Annotated in this window: 20 protein-coding genes; 7 read left to right on the forward strand and 13 right to left on the reverse strand. The window is 71.0% G+C overall.

Features of this window, described 5'->3' with window-relative positions; genetic code table 11:
- Positions 1 to 167: 167 nt before the first annotated feature.
- The 3 genes from ABZX11_RS44675 to ABZX11_RS44685 form a co-directional block, all read right to left on the reverse strand.
- Positions 168 to 617, reverse strand: coding sequence for a pyridoxamine 5'-phosphate oxidase family protein (locus ABZX11_RS44675; protein ID WP_354924794.1), 450 nt, complete (start codon positions 615 to 617; stop codon positions 168 to 170).
- Positions 618 to 720: 103 nt separating this feature from the next.
- A complete protein-coding gene (locus ABZX11_RS44680) occupies positions 721 to 951 on the reverse strand; it encodes a DUF3107 domain-containing protein (RefSeq protein ID WP_013223016.1) in 231 nt (76 codons plus the stop codon).
- Positions 952 to 1,070: 119 nt separating this feature from the next.
- Positions 1,071 to 1,724: a ferritin-like fold-containing protein gene (locus tag ABZX11_RS44685; RefSeq protein ID WP_176172931.1), complete on the reverse strand. Its 654-nt coding sequence runs from the start codon at positions 1,722 to 1,724 to the stop codon at positions 1,071 to 1,073.
- Positions 1,725 to 2,278: 554 nt separating this feature from the next.
- On the opposite strand from ABZX11_RS44685, the gene ABZX11_RS44690 reads away from it, so the two are divergent.
- Both ABZX11_RS44690 and ABZX11_RS44695 read left to right on the forward strand, forming a co-directional pair.
- Positions 2,279 to 3,736: a DEAD/DEAH box helicase gene (locus tag ABZX11_RS44690; protein ID WP_254896975.1), complete on the forward strand. Its 1,458-nt coding sequence runs from the start codon at positions 2,279 to 2,281 to the stop codon at positions 3,734 to 3,736.
- Positions 3,737 to 3,762: 26 nt separating this feature from the next.
- Complete coding sequence (locus ABZX11_RS44695; RefSeq protein WP_354924797.1) at positions 3,763 to 5,061, forward strand: hypothetical protein; 1,299 nt, start codon at positions 3,763 to 3,765, stop codon at positions 5,059 to 5,061.
- 305 nt (positions 5,062 to 5,366) lie between these two features.
- Here ABZX11_RS44695 and ABZX11_RS44700 read toward each other — a convergent pair whose 3' ends face one another.
- The 7 genes from ABZX11_RS44700 to ABZX11_RS44730 form a co-directional block, all read right to left on the reverse strand.
- Positions 5,367 to 6,062, reverse strand: coding sequence for a hypothetical protein (locus ABZX11_RS44700; RefSeq protein ID WP_354924799.1), 696 nt, complete (start codon positions 6,060 to 6,062; stop codon positions 5,367 to 5,369).
- Between the two features lie 12 nt (positions 6,063 to 6,074).
- Positions 6,075 to 6,926, reverse strand: coding sequence for a PD-(D/E)XK nuclease family protein (locus ABZX11_RS44705; protein WP_354924844.1), 852 nt, complete (start codon positions 6,924 to 6,926; stop codon positions 6,075 to 6,077).
- 67 nt (positions 6,927 to 6,993) lie between these two features.
- Positions 6,994 to 9,456 carry an alpha-L-rhamnosidase C-terminal domain-containing protein gene (locus ABZX11_RS44710; RefSeq protein ID WP_354924801.1) on the reverse strand — a complete coding sequence of 821 codons (2,463 nt, stop codon included), beginning with the start codon at positions 9,454 to 9,456 and terminating at the stop codon, positions 6,994 to 6,996.
- A gap of 123 nt (positions 9,457 to 9,579) precedes the next feature.
- Positions 9,580 to 10,200, reverse strand: a complete 621-nt coding sequence (locus ABZX11_RS44715) for a MarC family protein (protein ID WP_354924803.1) — start codon at positions 10,198 to 10,200, stop codon at positions 9,580 to 9,582.
- 1 nt (position 10,201) lies between these two features.
- Positions 10,202 to 11,074, reverse strand: a complete 873-nt coding sequence (locus tag ABZX11_RS44720) for a PHP domain-containing protein (RefSeq protein ID WP_354924805.1) — start codon at positions 11,072 to 11,074, stop codon at positions 10,202 to 10,204.
- Between the two features lie 41 nt (positions 11,075 to 11,115).
- Positions 11,116 to 11,676 (reverse strand): PH domain-containing protein, encoded by a 561-nt coding sequence (locus ABZX11_RS44725; protein ID WP_003095467.1) that lies wholly within the window; start codon positions 11,674 to 11,676, stop codon positions 11,116 to 11,118.
- A gap of 21 nt (positions 11,677 to 11,697) precedes the next feature.
- Positions 11,698 to 11,862 (reverse strand): hypothetical protein, encoded by a 165-nt coding sequence (locus ABZX11_RS44730; protein WP_162146229.1) that lies wholly within the window; start codon positions 11,860 to 11,862, stop codon positions 11,698 to 11,700.
- Between the two features lie 195 nt (positions 11,863 to 12,057).
- Between ABZX11_RS44730 and ABZX11_RS44735 the strand changes: the two genes are divergently transcribed.
- Positions 12,058 to 12,471 carry an NUDIX domain-containing protein gene (locus tag ABZX11_RS44735; protein WP_176172936.1) on the forward strand — a complete coding sequence of 138 codons (414 nt, stop codon included), beginning with the start codon at positions 12,058 to 12,060 and terminating at the stop codon, positions 12,469 to 12,471.
- On the opposite strand, the gene ABZX11_RS44740 is transcribed toward ABZX11_RS44735, so the two are convergent.
- Both ABZX11_RS44740 and ABZX11_RS44745 read right to left on the reverse strand, forming a co-directional pair.
- Positions 12,472 to 13,566, reverse strand: coding sequence for a DUF2332 domain-containing protein (locus ABZX11_RS44740; RefSeq protein ID WP_176172937.1), 1,095 nt, complete (start codon positions 13,564 to 13,566; stop codon positions 12,472 to 12,474).
- Between the two features lie 7 nt (positions 13,567 to 13,573).
- Positions 13,574 to 14,077, reverse strand: a complete 504-nt coding sequence (locus ABZX11_RS44745) for a MaoC family dehydratase (RefSeq protein WP_176172938.1) — start codon at positions 14,075 to 14,077, stop codon at positions 13,574 to 13,576.
- Positions 14,078 to 14,494: 417 nt separating this feature from the next.
- Here ABZX11_RS44745 and corA point away from each other — a divergent pair, with 417 nt between their 5' ends.
- The 3 genes from corA (at position 14,495) to ABZX11_RS44760 (ending at position 17,244) form a co-directional block, all read left to right on the forward strand.
- Positions 14,495 to 15,577 carry a magnesium/cobalt transporter CorA gene (gene corA, locus ABZX11_RS44750; protein WP_176172939.1) on the forward strand — a complete coding sequence of 361 codons (1,083 nt, stop codon included), beginning with the start codon at positions 14,495 to 14,497 and terminating at the stop codon, positions 15,575 to 15,577.
- A gap of 180 nt (positions 15,578 to 15,757) precedes the next feature.
- On the forward strand, positions 15,758 to 16,408 hold the full coding sequence (locus tag ABZX11_RS44755) for a metallophosphoesterase (protein ID WP_354924808.1): 651 nt from the start codon (positions 15,758 to 15,760) through the stop codon (positions 16,406 to 16,408).
- Positions 16,405 to 17,244, forward strand: a complete 840-nt coding sequence (locus ABZX11_RS44760; RefSeq protein ID WP_176172941.1) for a ParB N-terminal domain-containing protein — start codon at positions 16,405 to 16,407, stop codon at positions 17,242 to 17,244. Before ABZX11_RS44755 ends, ABZX11_RS44760 begins: the two co-directional genes overlap by 4 nt.
- Here the strand turns inward: ABZX11_RS44760 and ABZX11_RS44765 are convergent.
- Complete coding sequence (locus ABZX11_RS44765; protein ID WP_354924810.1) at positions 17,230 to 17,991, reverse strand: helix-turn-helix transcriptional regulator; 762 nt, start codon at positions 17,989 to 17,991, stop codon at positions 17,230 to 17,232. The genes ABZX11_RS44760 and ABZX11_RS44765 overlap by 15 nt on opposite strands.
- 68 nt (positions 17,992 to 18,059) lie before the next feature.
- Here ABZX11_RS44765 and ABZX11_RS44770 point away from each other — a divergent pair, with 68 nt between their 5' ends.
- Positions 18,060 to 19,106 (forward strand): zinc-binding dehydrogenase, encoded by a 1,047-nt coding sequence (locus ABZX11_RS44770; protein ID WP_354924812.1) that lies wholly within the window; start codon positions 18,060 to 18,062, stop codon positions 19,104 to 19,106.
- Positions 19,107 to 19,110 lie beyond the last annotated feature (4 nt).

Below are 19,110 nucleotides of genomic sequence, written 5' to 3' on the forward strand. Positions count from 1 at the left end.
GCCTGATTGAGGCCTATCACTTTGAGCCGGGCCCGCAAGCTTGCGTAGTGACCCCACTTCGCGCTCTCGGTTGCGGGCCCGGCTCAAAGTGATTTCACGGCCTCAGGCGACGGGATGACCACCCAGCTCCGTGATCTGAAGACGTCGCCCGGCCACCAACCGAGCGTCTAGGGCAGGCGGGGTCCCGGCAGTTCCACGCCGGGCAGCACGCCGTTCGCGATGTCCGTGGCGCGCCACTTCGGCACGCTCAGCCGGACGGCCGTGACCGGCGCGGCTAGGAAGGGTGCGGCCTCGGGGACCTTCGCGACGAGCAGTTCGCGCACCCGCGCGTCCTCGGCCCCGCCGAGGATCTCCGCCGACGCCTGGGCCTGCAGGAACGGTTGCATCGGCGAGCCTGTTGAAACCACGACCGAGACCACCGGGTTCTCCCGGATGGCGGTCAGCGTGCGGCCGCGGTCTTCGAGGACGAGGTTGAGGGTGAACTCGCCGCTCTCGGCGAAGTAGACCCCGCCGACCCACGGCCCGGACCGGCCCGAGGTGGCGAGGAACAACGACTTGTGCGCGGAGAGGGTGTTCCGCACGAGATCCGCGACGGCGGCCTGTTCGAGAGTGGTCACCGGGCGAAGCTAGGTCGCGGAAAAGCGACACTCCAAGGAAAACAGCACAATCCGGTGAACCGGGAAGGCCGCCCCGCGGGGCAGCCTTCCCGCCGGGAACGAGTCAGTCGCCGACGCCGAAGCCGACCTTGCGGACGTCGGACGGGGCGATCTCGACGTACGCGATGCGGTCGGACGGGACGATGTACTTGCGCCCCTTCTCGTCGTTGATGCGGAAGAGCCCGTCACCGGCCGTCAGGGCCTCGGCGACCAGCTTCTCCACCTCTTCGGGAGACTGGCCACTGGACACCACCAGCTCGCGCGGCGTGTCCTTGATGCCGATCTTGACCTCCACGTGGGACCTCCGCTGGAAATTCGTAAGGGATGTGCCGGCCAAGGCTAACCGAACCGGCTCGTTCCGGTGGCGCATGTCCGCGCCCGACCGCGTCGTCACTTCCGGGTACTCCATCGGGTTCAGCCCAGGCCGAGCGCCTGCATGCGCTTCGTGTGCCCCTGTTGCAACCGCCGGAACAGCGCCGCAATTCCGGAGAGGTCGCCCGAGCCGGCGATGATGAGCTCGGCCAGCCCGTCGCGCTCGGCGACGACGTACTGGGCCTGGGTCAGGGCCTCGCCGAGCAGGCGGCGGCCCCACAGGGCGAGCTTGTCGCGGGTCTTCGGGTCGGCCTCGATGCCGGCCGCGACCTCGCGTTCGGCGAAGGCCGAGTGGCCGGTGTCGGCCAGCACGGTCAGCACCAGATCCTTGGTCTCCGGGTCCAGCCAGCTGGCGATCTCCCGGTAGAGGTCGGCCGCCAGCCCGTCGCCGACGTAGGCCTTGACCAGCGATTCCAGGTACGACTTCGGGGGCGTCGAAGCGTGCCAGGCGTCCACCTGGGCGACGAACGGCGCCATGGCGTCCTCGATCTTGACGCCGTGCGCGGCCAGGTGCTGGGCGAGCAGGCCGTAGTGACCGATCTCGGCGGCCGCCATGGTCGCCAGCGCGGCACGGCCGGCCAGCGTGGGGGCGCTGCGCGCGTCCTCCGCCAGCCGGTCGAACGCGGACAGTTCGAGGTAGGCGATCACACCCAGAAGGTCGACTACGCCTTCGGAGATCTCTTTCGGCTCGGTCACGGGGGCAGGGTATCGCCGAAGCACCCGGGCGTGTCGGGACGAGACCGATCACACTGGTTCCGGCGCGCCGGGTACTGTCGAAAAACTGCTGACCAGGTACACTGGCACACGACAACGAGCTTCCGTACGCCATACCGGCGTCGGGAAACAGGCAGGCCACGAGGCCTGCCGACGTACTGCAATGTGCGTGCACGCCTCTTCCGGCATTCCCGGGACGGACCGGTTCCGCGCTCCAGATCAGCGCCAGGGACCAGGGTTTACTCCCGGTCGAGTGTCGAGCGGACCAACGGCGGTGCGCGCTGGTCACGAGAGAGGCGATCACCCTGACCGCAGAAATTCCCACAACCGAACAGCCCCCCGCCGTCGCGCTGGAACACAGCGAGACCGGCCCGGCCGCGCTCGACACCTCGCACCCGCTGCAGGCGGGCGTCGAGGTCGAGCCCGAGGCCCCGACCTTCGCGTCCTTCGGCGTCAAGCCGGAGATCGTCAAGGCACTCGGCGAAGCCGGCATCGAGCGCACGTTCGCCATCCAGGCGCTGACGCTCCCGCTGGCCATGGCCGGCGACGACCTCATCGGCCAGGCCCGCACCGGCATGGGCAAGACCCTCGGCTTCGGCGTCCCGCTGCTGCACCGCGTGCAGGTCCCCGGCGACGGCACCCCGCAGGTGCTGGTCGTGGTGCCGACCCGCGAGCTGTGCATCCAGGTCGCCAACGACCTCAAGGGCGCCGGCAAGCACCTGGGCATCCGGACGCTGGCCATCTACGGCGGCCGCCCGTACGAGCCGCAGATCGAGGCGCTGCGCAAGGGCGTCGACGTCGTGATCGGCACCCCGGGCCGTCTCCTGGACCTGGCCGAGCAGCAGCACCTGGTGCTGGGCAAGGTCCGCGGGCTCGTGCTGGACGAGGCCGACGAGATGCTCGACCTGGGCTTCCTGCCCGACATCGAGCGCATCCTCCGGATGGTGCCGGACGAGCGGCAGACGATGCTGTTCTCGGCCACCATGCCCGGCCCGATCATCACGCTGGCCCGCACGTTCCTGAACCAGCCGACGCACATCCGCGCCGAGGAGAACGACGCCGGCGCGGTCCACGAGCGCACCACCCAGTTCGTCTACCGGGCGCACTCGATGGACAAGCCCGAGGTCATCGCCCGGGCGCTGCAGGCCGAGGGCCGCGGCCTCACGATGATCTTCAGCCGTACCAAGCGCACCGCGCAGAAGGTGGCCGACGACCTGGTCGAGCGCGGCTTCGCGGCCGCCGCCGTGCACGGTGACCTGGGCCAGGGCGCCCGCGAGCAGGCGCTGCGCGCGTTCCGCTCGGGCAAGGTCGACGTGCTGGTCGCGACCGACGTCGCCGCCCGCGGCATCGACATCGACGACGTCACGCACGTGATCAACTACCAGTGCCCGGAGGACGAGAAGACCTACGTCCACCGGATCGGCCGCACCGGCCGCGCCGGGCGCACCGGCGTCGCGGTCACCCTGGTCGACTGGGACGAAGAGCCGCGCTGGAAGCTGATCTCGGACACCCTCGGCCTGGACATGCCGGAGCCGGTGGAGACGTACTCGTCGTCGAAGCACCTGTACGAGGACCTGGGCATCCCGGAGGGCACTACCGGGCGGCTGCCGCTGGCGAAGCGGACCCGCGCCGGACTGGCCGCCGAGGAGGAAGAAGACCTGGGCGGCAAGAAGCGCGGCCGTCGCCGCGGCGAGCCCGCCTCGGAGGACGCGCCGCGCAAGCGCACCCGGGCCCCGCGCAAGCGGACCCGCGGCGGCTCGCGGGCGGCGGAGGCGATCGAGGCCGCGGACAACGCGGCTGCGGCTCCTTCTTCTGAGGAGGCTCCTTCGGAGGGCCGCACCCGGGCGCGCCGGCGCACCCGCAGCGGCAACGCTCCGGAGGCGACCGGTCCGGCCGTCGAGAAGGAGGCAGGCGAGAACGCCGAGCGTCCGGCTCGCCGACGCCGCCGTCGCCGTCCGGCCGCCACGTCTGATACACCTGCGTCGGCAGACTGAGGCTTCTCCATCGGGGGTTCGGGTACGTGAGCGACGTCGAAAAGGCGGACTTCGGGTCCGAGGACGTACTCGAGGACACTCCCGAGAGCACTCCGCCCGCCCCGCGGGTCAAGGCGCGTCGTTCGCCGTGGAACCGCGGGCGGGACAGGGTGGTCGCCGCACTGATCGCGGTGGTGGTGCTCGCCGTCGCGCTGGTCATCGGCGCGACGAGCGACAGTGCGGCCACCGACCGGACCCAGGCGGCACCGCCCCCGCCGTTGCCCGCGGCCCCGGACAAGGTGCCGGGGTCGCTGGCGGAGATCTGGAGCGCCCCCAGCGGGGCGACGCCGATCCCGGTGGTGGCGGGCGATTCGGTGGCCACCGCGGACGGCGGCGAGGTCGCCGCCCGCGACCCGCTCACCGGCCAGGTGCGCTGGCACTACACGCGTGACCTGCCGTTGTGCACGCTGGACACGGTGTGGGGGCGGCTGAACGCCGTGTACCACAAGAGCCGCAACTGCAGCGAAGTCACGCAGCTGGACCCGGCAACGGGCCGGATCACGGCGCAGCGCAACGGCAACGCGGAGCTGGGCACCCAGCTGGTCGACGACGGCTCCCACGTGACGGCGACGGGCAAGAAGCTCCTCACCACTTGGCGCGACGACCTGGTGCAGAGCGCGGAGTACGGCGAGGTCCCGGCGCTGGTCAACGCGGGCAAGCAGCCGCGGACGGGCTGCACGTACGGAACGCTGGCGGCGTCATCGGGCAAGATCGGCGTGATCGAGCGCTGCCCGGGCGACCCCGCCGACCGCCTGACGGTGTACAAGGCGGCGCCGGAGAAGGACGACGAGCCGCAGGTCAGCTTCAGCACGGTGCTGGCGAGCAAGCACGCCCGCGTGATCGCGATGTCGGGCGACCTGACGGCGGTGGTCCTGCCGGACCCGAAGCTCCTGGTGGTCTACAACGGCGACGGAACCCAGCGGGCGGCGTACCCGGTGGACGTCCCGCAGGCAGACCTGGCGGCCGAACCGCCGAGCGGAGCCGAGGCCACCACCCAGACGACGACGAACATGTACTGGTTCAGCGGCTCGAAGCTGGTGGCGTTGTCGCGCGACGACCTGTCGCCGCGGTGGACGTTGAGCAGCGCGATGGGGCCGGGGGTGACGTTCGCGCAGCAACTGGTGGTCCCGATCAAGGGCGGGCTGGCGGTGCTGAACGAGAACGACGGCTCGACGGTCCGGACGGTGGGGGTCGAGCGCCGTGGGTACACGGGGGTGGTCCGGTTGTCCGCGGCCGGCCCGGTCCTGCTCGAGCAGCGCGGCCCGACCCTGGTTGCCCTCAAGTAGGCCTTTCCGTCGGTGATGCCTCGCCAATCACGCGAGATGCCCCACCAGACACACGAGATACCCGCCCAAGCACGCGAGTCTCGCCTCCAGTCACGCGAGTCCCGGGCTGGATCACGCGAGATCCGGCTTCAATCACGCGAATCCCGGCCCCGATCACGTGAGCTCGGGTCTCGAATACCCGGCCTGGGCGTGCGCCGAGGGGCATCTCGCGTGCTTGGGCGGGCATCTCGCGTGCTTGGGCGGGCATCTCGCGTGATCGGGGGGCGGGACTGGCGTGATTGGGGGCGGAACTCGCGAGGATGGGGTCAGGCGAGCCAGAACATGGTCAGCGCGGAGACCGTGAACAGGACCACCGCGAGGCCCGCGCCCACAGCCTGAGGCCCGTCGCGGCGATCGGCGACTCGCTGGGCCGACAGGGCGAGCACCGCCGCGATCGGGTGGCCGATCAGGAGGGTCGGGCCGGGGCCGGGCGCGTCCGTGAAGAGGCACACGACACCGACGACCAGCACCCCGACCGCGAGCACCGCGAGCCCGGCGGCCAGCGAGCCGGTGAGCCCACGCCACCAGCGCCCACCCGGCCGAGCCGGCGCGTCCACCGCGGTGTCCGGGGAAACATCAGGAGCCTCGATCCGCTCGGGCTCGACCCGCTCTTGCTCAACCGTCGGCGCCTCGGCCTCCGGCGTCGCCTCGGCGCCCGGCGAGGCAACCCCGACCTGCTCGGTCTCGCCGTGGTCCTCCCGCGCCGCCGGCACATCGGCCGCAGGTCGCCCGGCGACCCGCGACCGATCCGCAGCGCCCACCGACCCATGCCCGGATTGGTCCCGCCGCCCGGCCTGGGCGGTCCCGCTGTGGTCCTGCCGCGCTGTCGGCACATCGGCTTCGGCCCGCGCCTCCGCCGCGGCGCCGGCCGGCGCCTGCCCGGCCTCGGTGCGCTCCCCAGGTGGGGTCTGCTGGGCCGGGTTGGGGGTGGTGGGCAGTTCGTCGGTGTCCGGTGAAGCCACTTTCCCTCCCGTTCAGGGCGCCAGCAGGTCCCAGGGCTGGGCCTGCGGGGCCGCCTCCTGGCCCGCCGCGCAGCTCGGCCTGAAGTCGCACCATGCGCAGCGGCGGTCCGGGCGGGGTGGGAACAGGACCTCTCCGTCGCCGCCCGCCTCCAGCGTATCCGTGGCCAGCCGGAGGTCTGCCGCCGTCTCTCCCGCTCGCTGCAAGTGCCTCTGCAAGCTCTCCGGGGTGTGCTCCGCCGCCGCTATCGTGCCCGTCGGGACGTGGTGCAGCTCCACCGTCGTGCACGGCATGCGCAACGTCCGCGCCGCCGCCACCGCGTACAGCGCGAGCGCCTGCGAGGCGCGGGCTTCGTACTCGTCCGGTGGGCGGCGGCCCGTCTTGTAGTCGACGATCACCAGCTCCCCGGAACGGGCGTCGATGCGGTCGGCGCGGCCCTCGATGATCATCGACGGCCGCTCCCCCGGCGTGGGGCTGACCGGCGCCGACACCCAGCGCTCCAGGCCCACCGGGTCGTGCGTGACGTCGTTGTCCTCGACGTACTCCGCCACCCAGCCCTTCGCCCTCGCCCGGTACCGCGCCGCCTGTTCCTCGCTCTCGAAGCCCGCGTCCTTCCAGAACTCGGCCACCAGCGCCACCGCCCGCTGCGGCACGCGCTTGAGCACCGGCAGGTCGAACAACGCCCGCAACGCGTTGTGCACCACCGCGCCCAGCGTGCTGTGCGCCCACGGCCCGGTGCGCTGCGGGGTCGGTCGGTCCAGGTACGCGAGGCGGTACCGGCGCGGGCAGTCGTCGAAGGTCGCCAGCCGCGCCGGCGAGACCTTCGTGAGCCGCACCGGTTGCGCGACGCCGAAGTCGAAGCCCATCTGCTCCTTCACGGGTGCCACGCTACGCACCACCACCGACACTTTCCGCGCGGCACCCGTGAAGTCCCTACCGCACGACCAACACCGTGTGCGTACCACCGGAAACGGTCAGCGGACCCGCCGCGCGGATCGGCCTCCCGTCGAGGAGCACCAGCCGGCCACCAGGGACCACCAGCGTTCCCGAAGTCCCGCGAGGAGCCGTGGCAGTCAGCGAGAACACCGAACCCTGCTGGGACCACGAAGCCGACAACGTCCCCTTCGGCGTCGGCACCGCTCCCCGCGCCCACGAAACCGAACCAGGGTGCGGCGAAACCGTCCAGGTCGCAAACCCCGGCGACGTCGGCGAGACACCCAGCAGCTCGTTCGTCAACGCCGGCACGACCCCGGTCGACCAGCCGTGCGCGGCCGACGTGTACCCCTGCTCGTAGTGCGAGCCGCCTTCGCCGATGCCCTCCCACGCCGTGATGCCCGGGTCGTGCGTGGCCATCCAGCCGTACATCCGCTTGATCTGGTCGATCGCCGATGCCGTCTGCCCGGTCCGGAACCGCGCCTGCAGCTCGGGGAACGACGTGAACGCGTACACGCGCTTCGTGCCGTCGCCCACCAGAGTGTCGTTGTCCATGAACGGGTTCCCGTACGGCAACGCGCCCGCGGCGAGCCGTGCCAGCGCCGAAGCGGCCTGGGCGGGAGACGCGATACCGGCCAAAACAGCGTGGCTGTTGCCGTCCTGGCCGTGCCGCACTGCGCCCGTCGCCGAGTCGAGGTACGCGCCCGCCGCCGCATCCCACAGATGAGCGTTCACTGCCGCCGAGACGGCCGAAGCGCGCGAAAGCCACCGGTCCGCGTCGCCTGGGTGCCCCGTCGCGCGCGCGAGACCGGCTGCCCCTTGAAGCGCTCGGACGTACAACGCGTTGTAGTACGTCACTTCGCCCGTACGCGGCAGGAACGCGTAGTCACCGTAGCCGCCGGTGCCGTTGAGGCCCTTCGCGAGCAACCCGCGCGAATCGGTGACCGACGGGTACCAGCTGTCGAGCGTCTTCACCAGATGCGGGTAGTACGAAGCCGCGTACGCGGTGTCGCCCGAGTAGAGCACGTAGTCCCAGCTCGACGTCACCCACCAGAGCGGATAGTCGAACAGCGGCAGCGTGTAGCCGTTGATCGACGCGGGCGGGATCCAGCCGTCCGCGCGCTGGTGGTCGGCCAGGTCGGCGAGGACGTTCCGGGCCGCCGTGCCGTCCTGGTGCGTCAGGTACTGCGTCAGGCCGGAGACGGCGACGTCGCCGACATACGGGTCACGGTCGCGCTTCGCGCCGTCGTGCAGCACCAGCTTCCCGTCCAGCGAAGGCGAAAACGCGCCGCGAGGGTCCACATCGGACTCACGGAAGGTGTCCATGCCCAGCTCGTTCGTGTAGGACGCCGCGTACCAGTACCGGTTCAGCTCGGCGTCCGACGACTCGAACCAGCCGCGGTAAGTCGACGGCGTGCCGAGGAACGGCGTGAAGTCGAGCGAGACGCCGCTGATCCGCACCTCGCCCGAGGGCTGCGCAAGGGGTGCGTCCGAGGCCAGCGCGTCCAGGCTGATCCGCAGGTAGCGGAAGCCGTGCAGGCCGTCCGCGCACACCTGGTTCCCCGAGAGGCAGCCCTTCGTGTCGCGCCACACCGTCGGTGCCGCGGGCACGGCGAACTGGTCGGTGCCCGGGCCGCCGGAGAAGTCCGAGCGGGTGAAGTCGGAGCGTTCGCCCAGGTACTGCCGGGTCTCGGAGAACGCCAGCCGGACGCCCGGCCGGTTCGCCGACGCACCCGCGAAGGCGATCTTCGGGTACCCGGCGACGACCTTGCCGAAGTCGACGACGGCGGTCGGCACCGGCGGGTCGGCGACCACGCCGGGCCAGACCTCGGCGACGCGGCTGAACTCGCCCGAAGGGGTGTTCTGGTCCTCGGTCACGGTGATCCGGACCTGCGCGGTCGTCACCGGCCGGTCGAAGGTGACCGCGCGCTGCACGGCCGTGTTGCCGGTCACGGAAGCCGCCACGCGCCACGCGCCCGCGTCCAGCACCTCGACGGTGAAGTCCTGCGGCACGCCGTCCACATTGGACAGCACGGTGACGCCGGGCAACGCGACCGGCGCGCCCGCGGTGATCGTCAGGACGTCCGGGTAGGCCCCGAGCGTGTCGTCGTTCCAGAACGTCTCGGTGTTGCCGTCGACGGCGTTGCCGGGGTCGTACGTCCGCGGCTGCCCGTTCTCGCCGTTGTTCGGCGCGTGGAACGACGACGCGGCCGCGGTGGTGCCCGCGGGCCAGACCGGCTTCGGCGGCGGCGCCTGCCGCTTGAACGTCGCCACCCCGCGCCCCAGCAGGCCGCCGGGATTGGTGACGTCCCCGGTGGTGGACAGCACCTGCACCGGCCGGACGTCCCGGCTCGACGGGGCGACGACGTACTGCTGCCAGCCGGGCGCGGCGCCGGCGGGCGCGGCCACGACGCCGCTCGCCACCAGCACCGTCACCGGCAGGATTGCCCTGAGCCACTTCATCGAGGCCTCCGCACGAAGTTGAATCGTTTCAACCACTGAGCTGAGGTTCAGGCTGCGGGAGCGGTGCCAACGATGTCAACGGACCGGGCGAATCCTGTCCGGCAGGACAACCCGGGTAGCGGATCAGTTCCCGCCGGCGATGAACCCGCGGACCGAGTTCGCGACGAGCTCCACGGCGATGGCCGCGAGCAGCAGGCCGGCCACCTTGGCCAGCAGCGTGATGCCGCTTTCCTTGATCAGCCGGATGACGAGACCGGAGTAGCGCATGCAGAGGTAGATCACGAGGTGCACGGTGACGATGGCCAGCGCCAGCGCGATGTACGCACCGACGTGCCCCTCCGCCTGCCGGACGAACACGATGGTCGCGGCGATCGCGCCCGGCCCGGCCAGCAGCGGCGTGCCGAGCGGCACCAGTGCGACGTTGACGTCGTCGGCCGCCGCCTCGGGCTCGTGGCCGTTGCTGGTGAGCAGCTGCAGCGCGATCAGCAGGAGCAGCAGCCCGCCCGCGCCCTGCAGCGCGGGGATGCCGATGCCGAGGTAGGCCAGGATCGCCTGGCCCGCGATCGCGAACAGGCTGATGACCAGCAGTGACACCAGGACGGCCTGCCGGGCGGCGCGCGCCCGGGTCGCCACCGGCTTGCGGCCGACGAGGCTGAGGAACACCGGCACGGTGCCGGGCGGGTCCATGATGACGATCAGGGTGATCGTCGCACTCATGAACAGTTTCGCGTCGAAGAGCGCCATGTCAGCCCTTCACGACCTGGAACCCCGTGGCGCGCGAAGCGAGTTCCTCGAACTGCCCGGGATCGGTGGTGCACTCGCCGAGTTTGATCGTCTTGTTGGTGCCGTGGTAGTCGCTGGATCCGGTGAAGACGAGCCCGAGCTCGGCGGCCAGCTCGCGGACGCGGGCCCGCGTCGGCGCGTCGTGGTTGGGGTGGTCGGCTTCGACGCCGGTGAGGCCGCGTGCGGCCAGCCCGGCGAGGGTCTCCTCGCTGATGGTCGCGCCGCGGCTGAAGGCGAAGGGGTGCGCGATGACCGTGACCCCGCCGGCCGCGGCGATCATGTCGATGGCCTCTTCGACCGGCGTGTCCCGGCGGGCGACGTAGTAGCCGCGACGGGGGCTCAGGTAGTCGGCGAAGGCCTCGTCGACGGACTTGACCAGCCCGGCCCGGACCAGCGCCTGCGCCAGGTGGGGGCGTCCGGGCGGGGAGTCCTCGGGCAGCAGGCCGAAGATCTCGTCGATGTCGATCGGCAGGCCGTCGGCGGCCATCCGCTCGGCCATCCGGCGCAGCCGCGTGCGGCGCTCGACGCGCAACCGGGTCTGCTCGGTGACGATGGGCTCGGACGTCGGGTCGAAGAGGTAGCCGAGCAGGTGGACGCTGATCTGCCTGCCGGTCTCGGGGTCGGTCGACACCGTGGAGAGCTCGGCGCCGGGAACGAGCGTCAAGCCTGGTGACACCGCTTCGGAAGCGGGCGCCCAGCCCGCGGTGGTGTCGTGGTCGGTGATCGCGACGACGTCGAGCCCGGCCTTCGCGGCCGCGGCGACGAGCCCGGCCGGCGAGTCGGTGCCGTCGGAGGCAGTGGAATGGGCGTGCAGGTCGATGCGCATCCCGTCCATTGTCGACGATGCGCTGCGTCACACGCCAAGCGGGATGACGCTCAGCCGACCGGCTTCTTGCCCCGTGCGGCCCGCTGGGCCTTGATCATGGAGAAGCGTTCGGCCTGCTTCTGCTTGTCGCCGAAGACGAGCTCCGAGATCGTGTCGTAGAACTCCTCCGGCCGCGGCAGGAAGTCGATCTTGTTCAGCGCCTGGATCTGACCCGCGGACTCGACGACCATCGTGCCGTAGCCCATCATCCGACCGGTGGCCGTGCGGACGTAGCTGAGGTCGGTGACCTTGCTGATCGGCATCATCAGCACCTTGGTGGTGAACACCCCGGTGGTCATGACGAACCGCTTGTCGGTGACCACCAGGCGCTCGACCCACCACTCCATCACCACGTAGGCGAACCGCAGGACGACGAGCAGCGCGACGTACCAGAGGATGTTCTGGCCGATGTACAGCGCCGGTGGCAGCAGGTAGGACACCAGGACGCAGACGGCCAGCAGCGCGGCCGCCTCGAAGGTGTCCCACAGCAGCACCGCCCAGTGGCGGCGGATCCGGATGACCCGCCGCTCGGTGTCGAGGAGGTACTCGTCGGGGTCGCGTGGCGCGAACATGGTTCGAGGGTAACCCCGCGATCAGCCCTTGAACACGTTGCTGACGAAGGTGATCACCGATTCGGCCGAGCTGCGGAGGAAGTCGATGATGTTGCCGACGAGGCCGGCGGCCTGCCCAGGCTGGGCGATGACGAAGAACAGCACCAACGCGATACCGGCGAGGCCCGCAATCTTCTTCACGTTCACCGCGATCAAATCCCGTCTCTTACGGTGACACCGGACAACAGCAGAGATCCTGACGTTTTACTTGTACCGCACTGGACAGGCGCAGGGGAGGAAAGTCCCGCGCTTGGGTCAGCACGCGGTCCGAAGTGTACCGTATGGCTACTCTCCGTGTACAGGACGTCCCTTTTCGTTTCGGTCACGTCTACCCTTCGGGACATGGAGGGCCTCACCAGCACCACGATCCGCTGTGTCGGCGGGATCGCGTTCGACCCGTACGGCCGTTTGCTGCTCATCCGGCGCCGCAACGACCCCGGTTCGGGGCAATGGTCGCTGCCGGGCGGCCGAGTCGAACCGGGCGAAACGGACGAAAAGGCCGTGATACGCGAGCTGCGGGAGGAAACGGGCCTCGACGTGATTCCGGGCACACTGGTCGGCTCGGTGCGGCGCGGGCCGTACGAGATCTTCGACTACGCCTGCGAGGTCGAGGGCGGCATTCTCACCGCTGGTGACGACGCCACGGACGTCCGTTGGTCCGATGCGGCAGACCTTGCCGGCTTGGAGACCGCTGGAGCGCTGGTGGAGCTCCTTTACGTGACGTTGCGTGACTGGAACGCCCTGCCGCGCGCCTGACTACAGCGGCAGCCAGGTCATCCGCTGCCCGTGCGGTGCGGTCCGCGCCAGCGCGTGCGCCTCGGCCTTCCCGTCCTCCCACCGCACGACGCCCAGCGTCGCGAGCCCGTCCGCGCCCGAAAGGTCGTCGCGGCCCGGCAGCACGAGTTCCAGCCCGGCGCCGTAGAACTCCTCCGAGACCCACCACACCGGCCGCGAAGCCGCCACCCCGGCCAAAGCTTCGACGAACGCCGACCGCTTCTCCGGCGGGAAGTACGCCAGGGCGTGGCTGGTCAGCACGACCAGCGGCCCCGCCAGCGACGAAGCCGCCGAGACCAGGTCGTCGACCCCGTCACCGGTGATCAGCCGCGGGCGGTGGCGGACCTGCTCGGCCGCCGCCGTGCGCAGCAGCCGGATCCGGTCCGGCTGGTCGGCCCAGACGCACGCCTCCAGCCAGGCCAGCTCGTCCTCGTCCGACAGGTCCACCGGCGCCCGGTCCAGACCGGCCCGGTCGAGCAGCGCGAGCTTCTTCGGCAGCTTCGGCACCACCGCGCCCGGCGCCAGGTCCAGCGCGCAGTGCAGGCCGACGGCCGCCTTCGCCGGGCCGGCCGTCAGCTGGTCGCCGCCGTCGCACTGGTAGCGGTAGCCGAAGCGGTCCAGGCCCAGCAGCAGCCCGGCGCTGCAGCCGACCTCGAGCAGCGAGACCTTGCCGCCCGCTTCCTTCGCCGCCCGCGCCACCCCTGGGTAGAGCAGCGCCGCCCGCCGGACCTCGTTCGTCTGCGTGTACCGCGAGGCGATCAGCTCCCGCGCCTTCGAAGCCCGCTCCAGCAGGAACGACCGGAACAGCGGCCAGGTGTCGGAGTCGACGCCGTCGAAGCCGCCCAGCGACGGGTAGTACCGCGAGAGGGGGTGGATCGGGTCGGCCTGCACCAGCCGGTGCGCGACCGCCATCAGCAGCGTGCCCCGCACCTCGCCGTCGCGGGCCGCGGCCAGCAGCCCGGCGACGTCGTCGTCCTCGGCCGCCCGCAGCGCCAGGTGCTCGTACAGCGGCGAGACCCCGCGGGCCTCGACTTCCGCGAACGTGCGCAGTACTCCCTTGATCCCGTCCAGGTCCATCAAAGCCTCATTCGTGCGGCACCGGCCGGCCCGGCTGCTCCCCGCCCCGAGTCTCCCCGTACGAGCGCTTCGGCACCATCACCTTCCGCCGGAAGGTACACACGATCAGGCCGTCCTGCTTGTAACCGCGCGTCTCGACGTACACCACCCCGCGGTCGTCCTTGGACTTCGACGGCGTCTTGTCGAGCACCTCGGTTTCGCCGTAGATCGTGTCGCCGTGGAAGGTCGGCTTGACGTGCTTGAGCGACTCGACCTCGAGGTTCGCGATCGCCTTGCCGGAAACGTCCGGCACGGACATGCCCAGCAGCAGCGAGTAGATGTAGTTGCCGACGACGACGTTCTTGCCGAAGTCCGTCGTCTCCTCGGCGTAGTGCGCGTCCATGTGCAGCGGGTGGTGGTTCATGGTGAGCAGGCAGAACAGGTGGTCGTCGTATTCGGTGACCGTTTTGCCCGGCCAGTGCTTGTAGACCGCACCGACCTCGAACTCCTCGTAGTACCGACCGAACTGCACTCGTCATCTCCCCTCGCGTACTGCGCCGTTGGTTACCGATCCGACCACAGCCACGGCCCTCCGGCTGTGTGGCGATGGTTACGTGCCGCTTGGGGGGCGGCCTGCTTTTGGCCGGATCGGTAACGGCGCGTGAGCCTGGTCCGACACGCATCAGTAGTGAGGAGTACCCTCAACCATCGGTGTTCGCGCGTCAACGCGAGCCCCACCACTCTGCACCGGCCCGAAGGAGGTGAGGAACTCGATGAGTAGTGGCGATAGTCCGCTCCCTAGTAGTCCCAGCGTTCCCACCTCACCGGCCGGCCGGCTCATCTCCTGGTAGGCCTTCTCTTCCCGGGAACGCTGGTGTGTCGCCGGGCGGACGCATTTCCGCCCCTGGTCCGTCGTCTCGCACGACCACGCACGACACCAGGAGATCCCATGCCTGCCATTCCTTCGCTCGGCGGCCTCCGCGGCCGCGGCAACAAGGGCACCGTTCCCGTGCGCCCGGTCCCGGTGCCGCTGTCCGCGTACGTCGTCGACTGCGCGGTCTACGTCGCCGGTGAGCGCCTGCCCGGCCGCTGGACCCACTCCGAGGCGATCAAGGAGGTCCGGAAGCGGCACGAGGGGTTCGTCTGGATCGGCCTGCACGAGCCGGACGCCCAGCAGATCCAGGGTGTCGCGGACACGTTCGGGCTGCACGAGCTGGCGGTCGAGGACGCCCTCGAAGCGCACCAGCGGCCGAAGCTGGAGCGCTACGACGACACGCTGTTCCTGGTGGTCAAGACCGTCCGGTACGTCGAACACGAGTCCCCCACCACGGCGAACGAGATCGTCGAGACCGGCGAGCTGATGGTGTTCCTCGGCCGCGACTTCGTGATCACCGTCCGGCACGGGAACCACTCGGGGCTGGCGCGGCTGCGCCGCGAGCTCGACGAGGACCCGGAGCGGCTGCAGCTGGGCCCGTCCGCGGTGGTGCACGCGATCGCCGACCACGTCGTCGACCACTACCTCGACGTCACGGGCCGGATCGAGAACGACATCGACGTCATGGAGGCGCAGGTCTTCGCGCCCCGCTCGCAGGTCAGCGCCGAGCAGATCTACCTGATGAAGCGGGAAGTCCTCGAGCTGCGCCGCGCGGTGATGCCGCTGGCCACGCCGATCCAGCGGCTGGCCGAGGGCTACACGCGGCTGGTGCCGGACGACGTCCGCTCGTACTTCCGCGACGTCGCCGACCACCTCACGACGGTGTCGGAGCGGGTGGCGGCGTTCGACGAACTGCTGTCCACGCTGGTCGACGCGACCGTCGCGAAGATTTCCCTGCAGCAGAACACCGATATGCGCAAAATCACGTCGTGGGCGGCGATCATCACCGTGCCGACGATGATCGCGGGCATCTACGGGATGAACTTCGACTACCTGCCCGAACTGCACTGGAAGTTCGGGTACCCGCTGGTGATCACCATCATCCTGGGCATCTGCCTGTTGCTGTACCGAATATTCCGGAAGAACGGCTGGCTCTGAGTCCCCTTTCTTTCCCCACCGTATTCGGAGAGTTCGTGATGCCCCGCATGCTGTCCAACCTCAAGTTCTGGGCGCTCGCGCTCAGCGTGCTCTGGATCGTCGTCATCACTTTCGTCATCGTCGCCGATCCGGGGTTCGCGCACGGGATGAAATGAGGCTCGTGCGTCGTACCCTGGGCGCATGCCGAAAGCGCTGGTCGTCTCCGACGAGGTCGACGAGCGGTTGTGGACCGACGCGGTCCGCGCCGTCTCCGTCGACCTGGTCATCGGTGCCGGCGACCTGCCCTACGACTACCTCGCGTTCCTGGCCAGCGCGCTCGACGTGCCGTGCGTGTTCGTGCCCGGCAACCACGACCCGGACCTGAGCGGCTACACCCGCTACGGCGGGCTGTCCATGAAGGACGGATTTCCCACGGTCTGGCCCGGCCCGGCGGGCGGCATCAACGCCGACGGCAGGCTCGTCGACGTCGCCGGCCTGCGGTTCGCCGGGCTCGGCGGCTCGATCCGCTACAACGACGGGCCGAACCAGTGGACGCAGCGCCAGCAGGCCCGGCGGGCCCGCGGGCTGGTCCGGCGCGCCCGGTTCCGGCGGTGGCGCGACGGCCACGACGTCGACGTCCTGCTGACCCACTCGCCGCCGCTGAACCTGGGCGACCGCGCGGACCCGCCGCACCGCGGGTTCGCGTGCCTGCACCGCACGATCGAGGCGCTGCGCCCGAAGTGGCTGCTGCACGGCCACATCCACCCCCACGGCGAGCCGGTGCCGGACCGGGTCGTCGGCTCGACGCGGATCCGCAACGTGGTGGGCCACCGGATCATGGAGTTGCCATGAAAGAGACGGGCTTCCCCCGCGCCGACGCGGAGAACGACTTCCTCCGCGCGCGCCGGGGCCAGGTGCTCTCGCGGCTTTCGACGTGGCTGCGCCGCGAACCCGACGACGTCAACATCATGCTGCCGTTCCACGAGGTGGTGGAGGCGCTGGGCTACCTCGGCGAGCACCGGATCGGGCTGCGGGTGATCAAGCTGGAGTCGATCGTCGGCACGGTCGACCGCAGCCGCGACTTCGACCGCCGCTTCCGCCCGACGTCGGCCCGGGTCCGCGAGCGCTGGGAGCGGCTGGCCTTGGCCGCCCGCCGCGGCGAGGAGATCCCGCCGATCGAGGTCTACCGGGTCGGCGAGCTGCACTTCATCATCGACGGCCACCACCGCGTCTCGGTGGCGCTCGCCCAGGGACTGTCCACAATAGAGGCCATGGTGACGGTGGTCCGCACCAAACTGGACCCGAGTGGCATCCGCCACCGCGGCGACCTGATCGTCAAGGACTACCGGCGGCTGTTCCTGGAGCGCGTCCCGCTGACCGGCCACGCACGCGCGTCGGTGATCGTGTCGGACCCGTGGGACTACGCGAAGCTGGGCGAGCACGTGGAGGCGTGGGGCTTCCGGTTGATGCAGGACGAAGGCAAGTTCTGCGACCGGGCGAGCATCGCGCAGCGGTGGTTCGACGAGGAGTTCGTGCCGGTGGTGGGGATGCTGCGGCAGGCGGACCTGATCGGCGACCGCACCGACGCGGAGGCGTACATGTGGGTGGCGGCGGAGCGGTACCGCCTGATCCGCACCCACCGCTGGGACGACGACGTCATCGAGACGCTGCGGTCACGGCGTCACTAGGTGGTAGACCACCAGCGTCTGCTCGGGCCGCTCGGCGACGTGGAACGCGGCGTGCGGCACGGTGATCTCGCCCAGCCGGGGGTGCCGCAGGCGTTTGTGGCCCGCGTGGCTGAACTGGACGTCGTACTGCGGCCACCACGCGCGCACTTCGGGGCCGGCCTCGGTCAGCTCGGCCACCAGCCCGGTCACCCGCGGGTGGTCCGGGTACCGGCCCGCGATCGCCCGCAGCCGGGCCAGGACCGCGCGGGCTTCCTGCTCCCAGTCGACCAGCACTTCGCGCGCGGCCGGCTCGGTGAACAGCCAGCGCACGATGTTCCCGCCCCGTCCGATGCCGCGGAGCAGCTCCTCGGCTGCCGCGTTGAGCGCGAGGACGTCGTAGCAGATCCCGGTGACGTACGCGGGATTCCCGCCCAGCAGCGCCGGGACGCCCGCGACCTCGGGCGCGGCTTCTTCGCCGAGGTTCTCCTCCGGCATCGCGCCGCCTCCCGCGAGGCGGTGCAGGTGCTCCTGCTCGGCGGCGGTCAGCCGCAACGCCCGGGCCAGCGCGTCGAGCACCTGGCCGGAGGGGCGCACGTCGCGGCCCTGCTCGAGGTAGGTGAGCCAGGTGGCGCTGATGCCGGCCAGCAGGGCCAGTTCCTCGCGGCGCAGCCCGGGCGTGCGGCGGCGCCCGGTGGCCGGCAGGCCCGCGTCGGCCGGGGCCAGCCGCTCGCGGCGGCTGCGGAGGAACACGCCGAGTTCGGTACTCACCCTGGAACCTCCAGTACCAGAATAAGGCGATTCTGGATACCAGCTTAACGGGCCGCGAAGCTGGAGCCATGCAAGCTTGGATCGCCACCGCACGAGATGTCCGTCTCTCCGAAGTGCCGGAGCCCACGCTGAAGGGCGGTGGCGTGCTCGTGGAGGTGCTCGCCGCGCACGTCCCGGCGTACACGAAAGCCGTGGTGCGGGGGAACCGCGGCGGCCTGCCGGTGCCCCTCGTCCTCGGGCCGTCCTGCGTCGGGCGGGTGCTCGCCGTCGCGCCGGACGTGTTCCACGTCGAGCCGGGCGACCTGGTGCTGGACACCGCGCTGCTCGACGCGGGCGGCGGCGACGAGATCCTGGTGGGCTGGGTCGGCTTGGGCGGCTCCGGCGCGGGCAGCGCACGGACCGACCGCATGCGCACGGTGTGGCGCGACGGCGTCTTCGCGGAGAAAGCCCTGTGCGCCAAGGAAACCCTGGTCAAGCTGCCCGGTGCGGAGGCGTACCCGGACCCGGCCCGCCTGGCGTTCCTGCCGTGGCTGTGCATCGCCGCCACCGGCCTGCACGCAGCGGGCCCGCTCGCCGGCCGTGACGTCGCCGTGGTCGGGGCGACCGGCCAGCTGGGCGGCGCGGCGGTGCTGACGGCGCTGGCCGAAGGCGCGGCGACGGTGACGGCCGTGGGCCGCAACGAGACCGCGCTCACCAGGCTGGCCGCGCTCGACCCGCGCGTGCGCACCCACCGGCTGACCGGCGACCGGGCGGCGGACGCGGCGGGCATCGGCCCGGTGGACGTGGCCGTCGACACGCTCGGCGCCACCCCGTCGGCCGACGCGACGATGGCCGCCTACGACAGCCTGCGGGTGCGCGGCACCCTGGTGCTCGTCGGCGGCGTGCGCCACGAACTGGCCGTCCCGTACGGCGACCTGATGCACCGCCGCCTCACCCTGCGCGGCTCGTGGATGAGCGACGAGCGGACGGTGACGACGGTGTGGCAGCTGGTCCGGTCCGGGCTGCTGGACCTCTCGGCGGTCCAGCTGGTGACCACCGGCCTGGCCGACCCGGCGGCGGCTCTCGACGTGGCCGAGCGCACGACCGGCCTCGGGTTCGTGGCGCTGGTGCCCTGAGCCC

Origin of the sequence: Amycolatopsis sp. NPDC004169, from assembly GCF_040610315.1 — a bacterium.
In the GTDB taxonomy this organism is placed as follows: domain Bacteria; phylum Actinomycetota; class Actinomycetes; order Mycobacteriales; family Pseudonocardiaceae; genus Amycolatopsis.

What these genes read in the sequence shown, in the direction of transcription:
- ABZX11_RS44690 (WP_254896975.1), top strand. Translation starts at nt 2,279, where the DNA reads ATGGCCGGCGACGACCTCATCGGCCAGGCCCGCACCGGCATGGGCAAG.
- ABZX11_RS44705 (WP_354924844.1), bottom strand. Translation starts at nt 6,926, where the DNA reads ATGGGCTTCGACTTCGGCGTCGCGCAACCGGTGCGGCTCACGAAGGTC.
- ABZX11_RS44710 (WP_354924801.1), bottom strand. Translation starts at nt 9,456, where the DNA reads ATGAAGTGGCTCAGGGCAATCCTGCCGGTGACGGTGCTGGTGGCGAGC.
- ABZX11_RS44715 (WP_354924803.1), bottom strand. Translation starts at nt 10,200, where the DNA reads ATGGCGCTCTTCGACGCGAAACTGTTCATGAGTGCGACGATCACCCTG.
- ABZX11_RS44720 (WP_354924805.1), bottom strand. Translation starts at nt 11,074, where the DNA reads ATGGACGGGATGCGCATCGACCTGCACGCCCATTCCACTGCCTCCGAC.
- ABZX11_RS44725 (WP_003095467.1), bottom strand. Translation starts at nt 11,676, where the DNA reads ATGTTCGCGCCACGCGACCCCGACGAGTACCTCCTCGACACCGAGCGG.
- ABZX11_RS44735 (WP_176172936.1), top strand. Translation starts at nt 12,058, where the DNA reads ATGGAGGGCCTCACCAGCACCACGATCCGCTGTGTCGGCGGGATCGCG.
- ABZX11_RS44740 (WP_176172937.1), bottom strand. Translation starts at nt 13,566, where the DNA reads ATGGACCTGGACGGGATCAAGGGAGTACTGCGCACGTTCGCGGAAGTC.
- corA (WP_176172939.1), top strand. Translation starts at nt 14,495, where the DNA reads ATGCCTGCCATTCCTTCGCTCGGCGGCCTCCGCGGCCGCGGCAACAAG.
- ABZX11_RS44755 (WP_354924808.1), top strand. Translation starts at nt 15,758, where the DNA reads ATGCCGAAAGCGCTGGTCGTCTCCGACGAGGTCGACGAGCGGTTGTGG.
- ABZX11_RS44760 (WP_176172941.1), top strand. Translation starts at nt 16,405, where the DNA reads ATGAAAGAGACGGGCTTCCCCCGCGCCGACGCGGAGAACGACTTCCTC.
- ABZX11_RS44770 (WP_354924812.1), top strand. Translation starts at nt 18,060, where the DNA reads ATGCAAGCTTGGATCGCCACCGCACGAGATGTCCGTCTCTCCGAAGTG.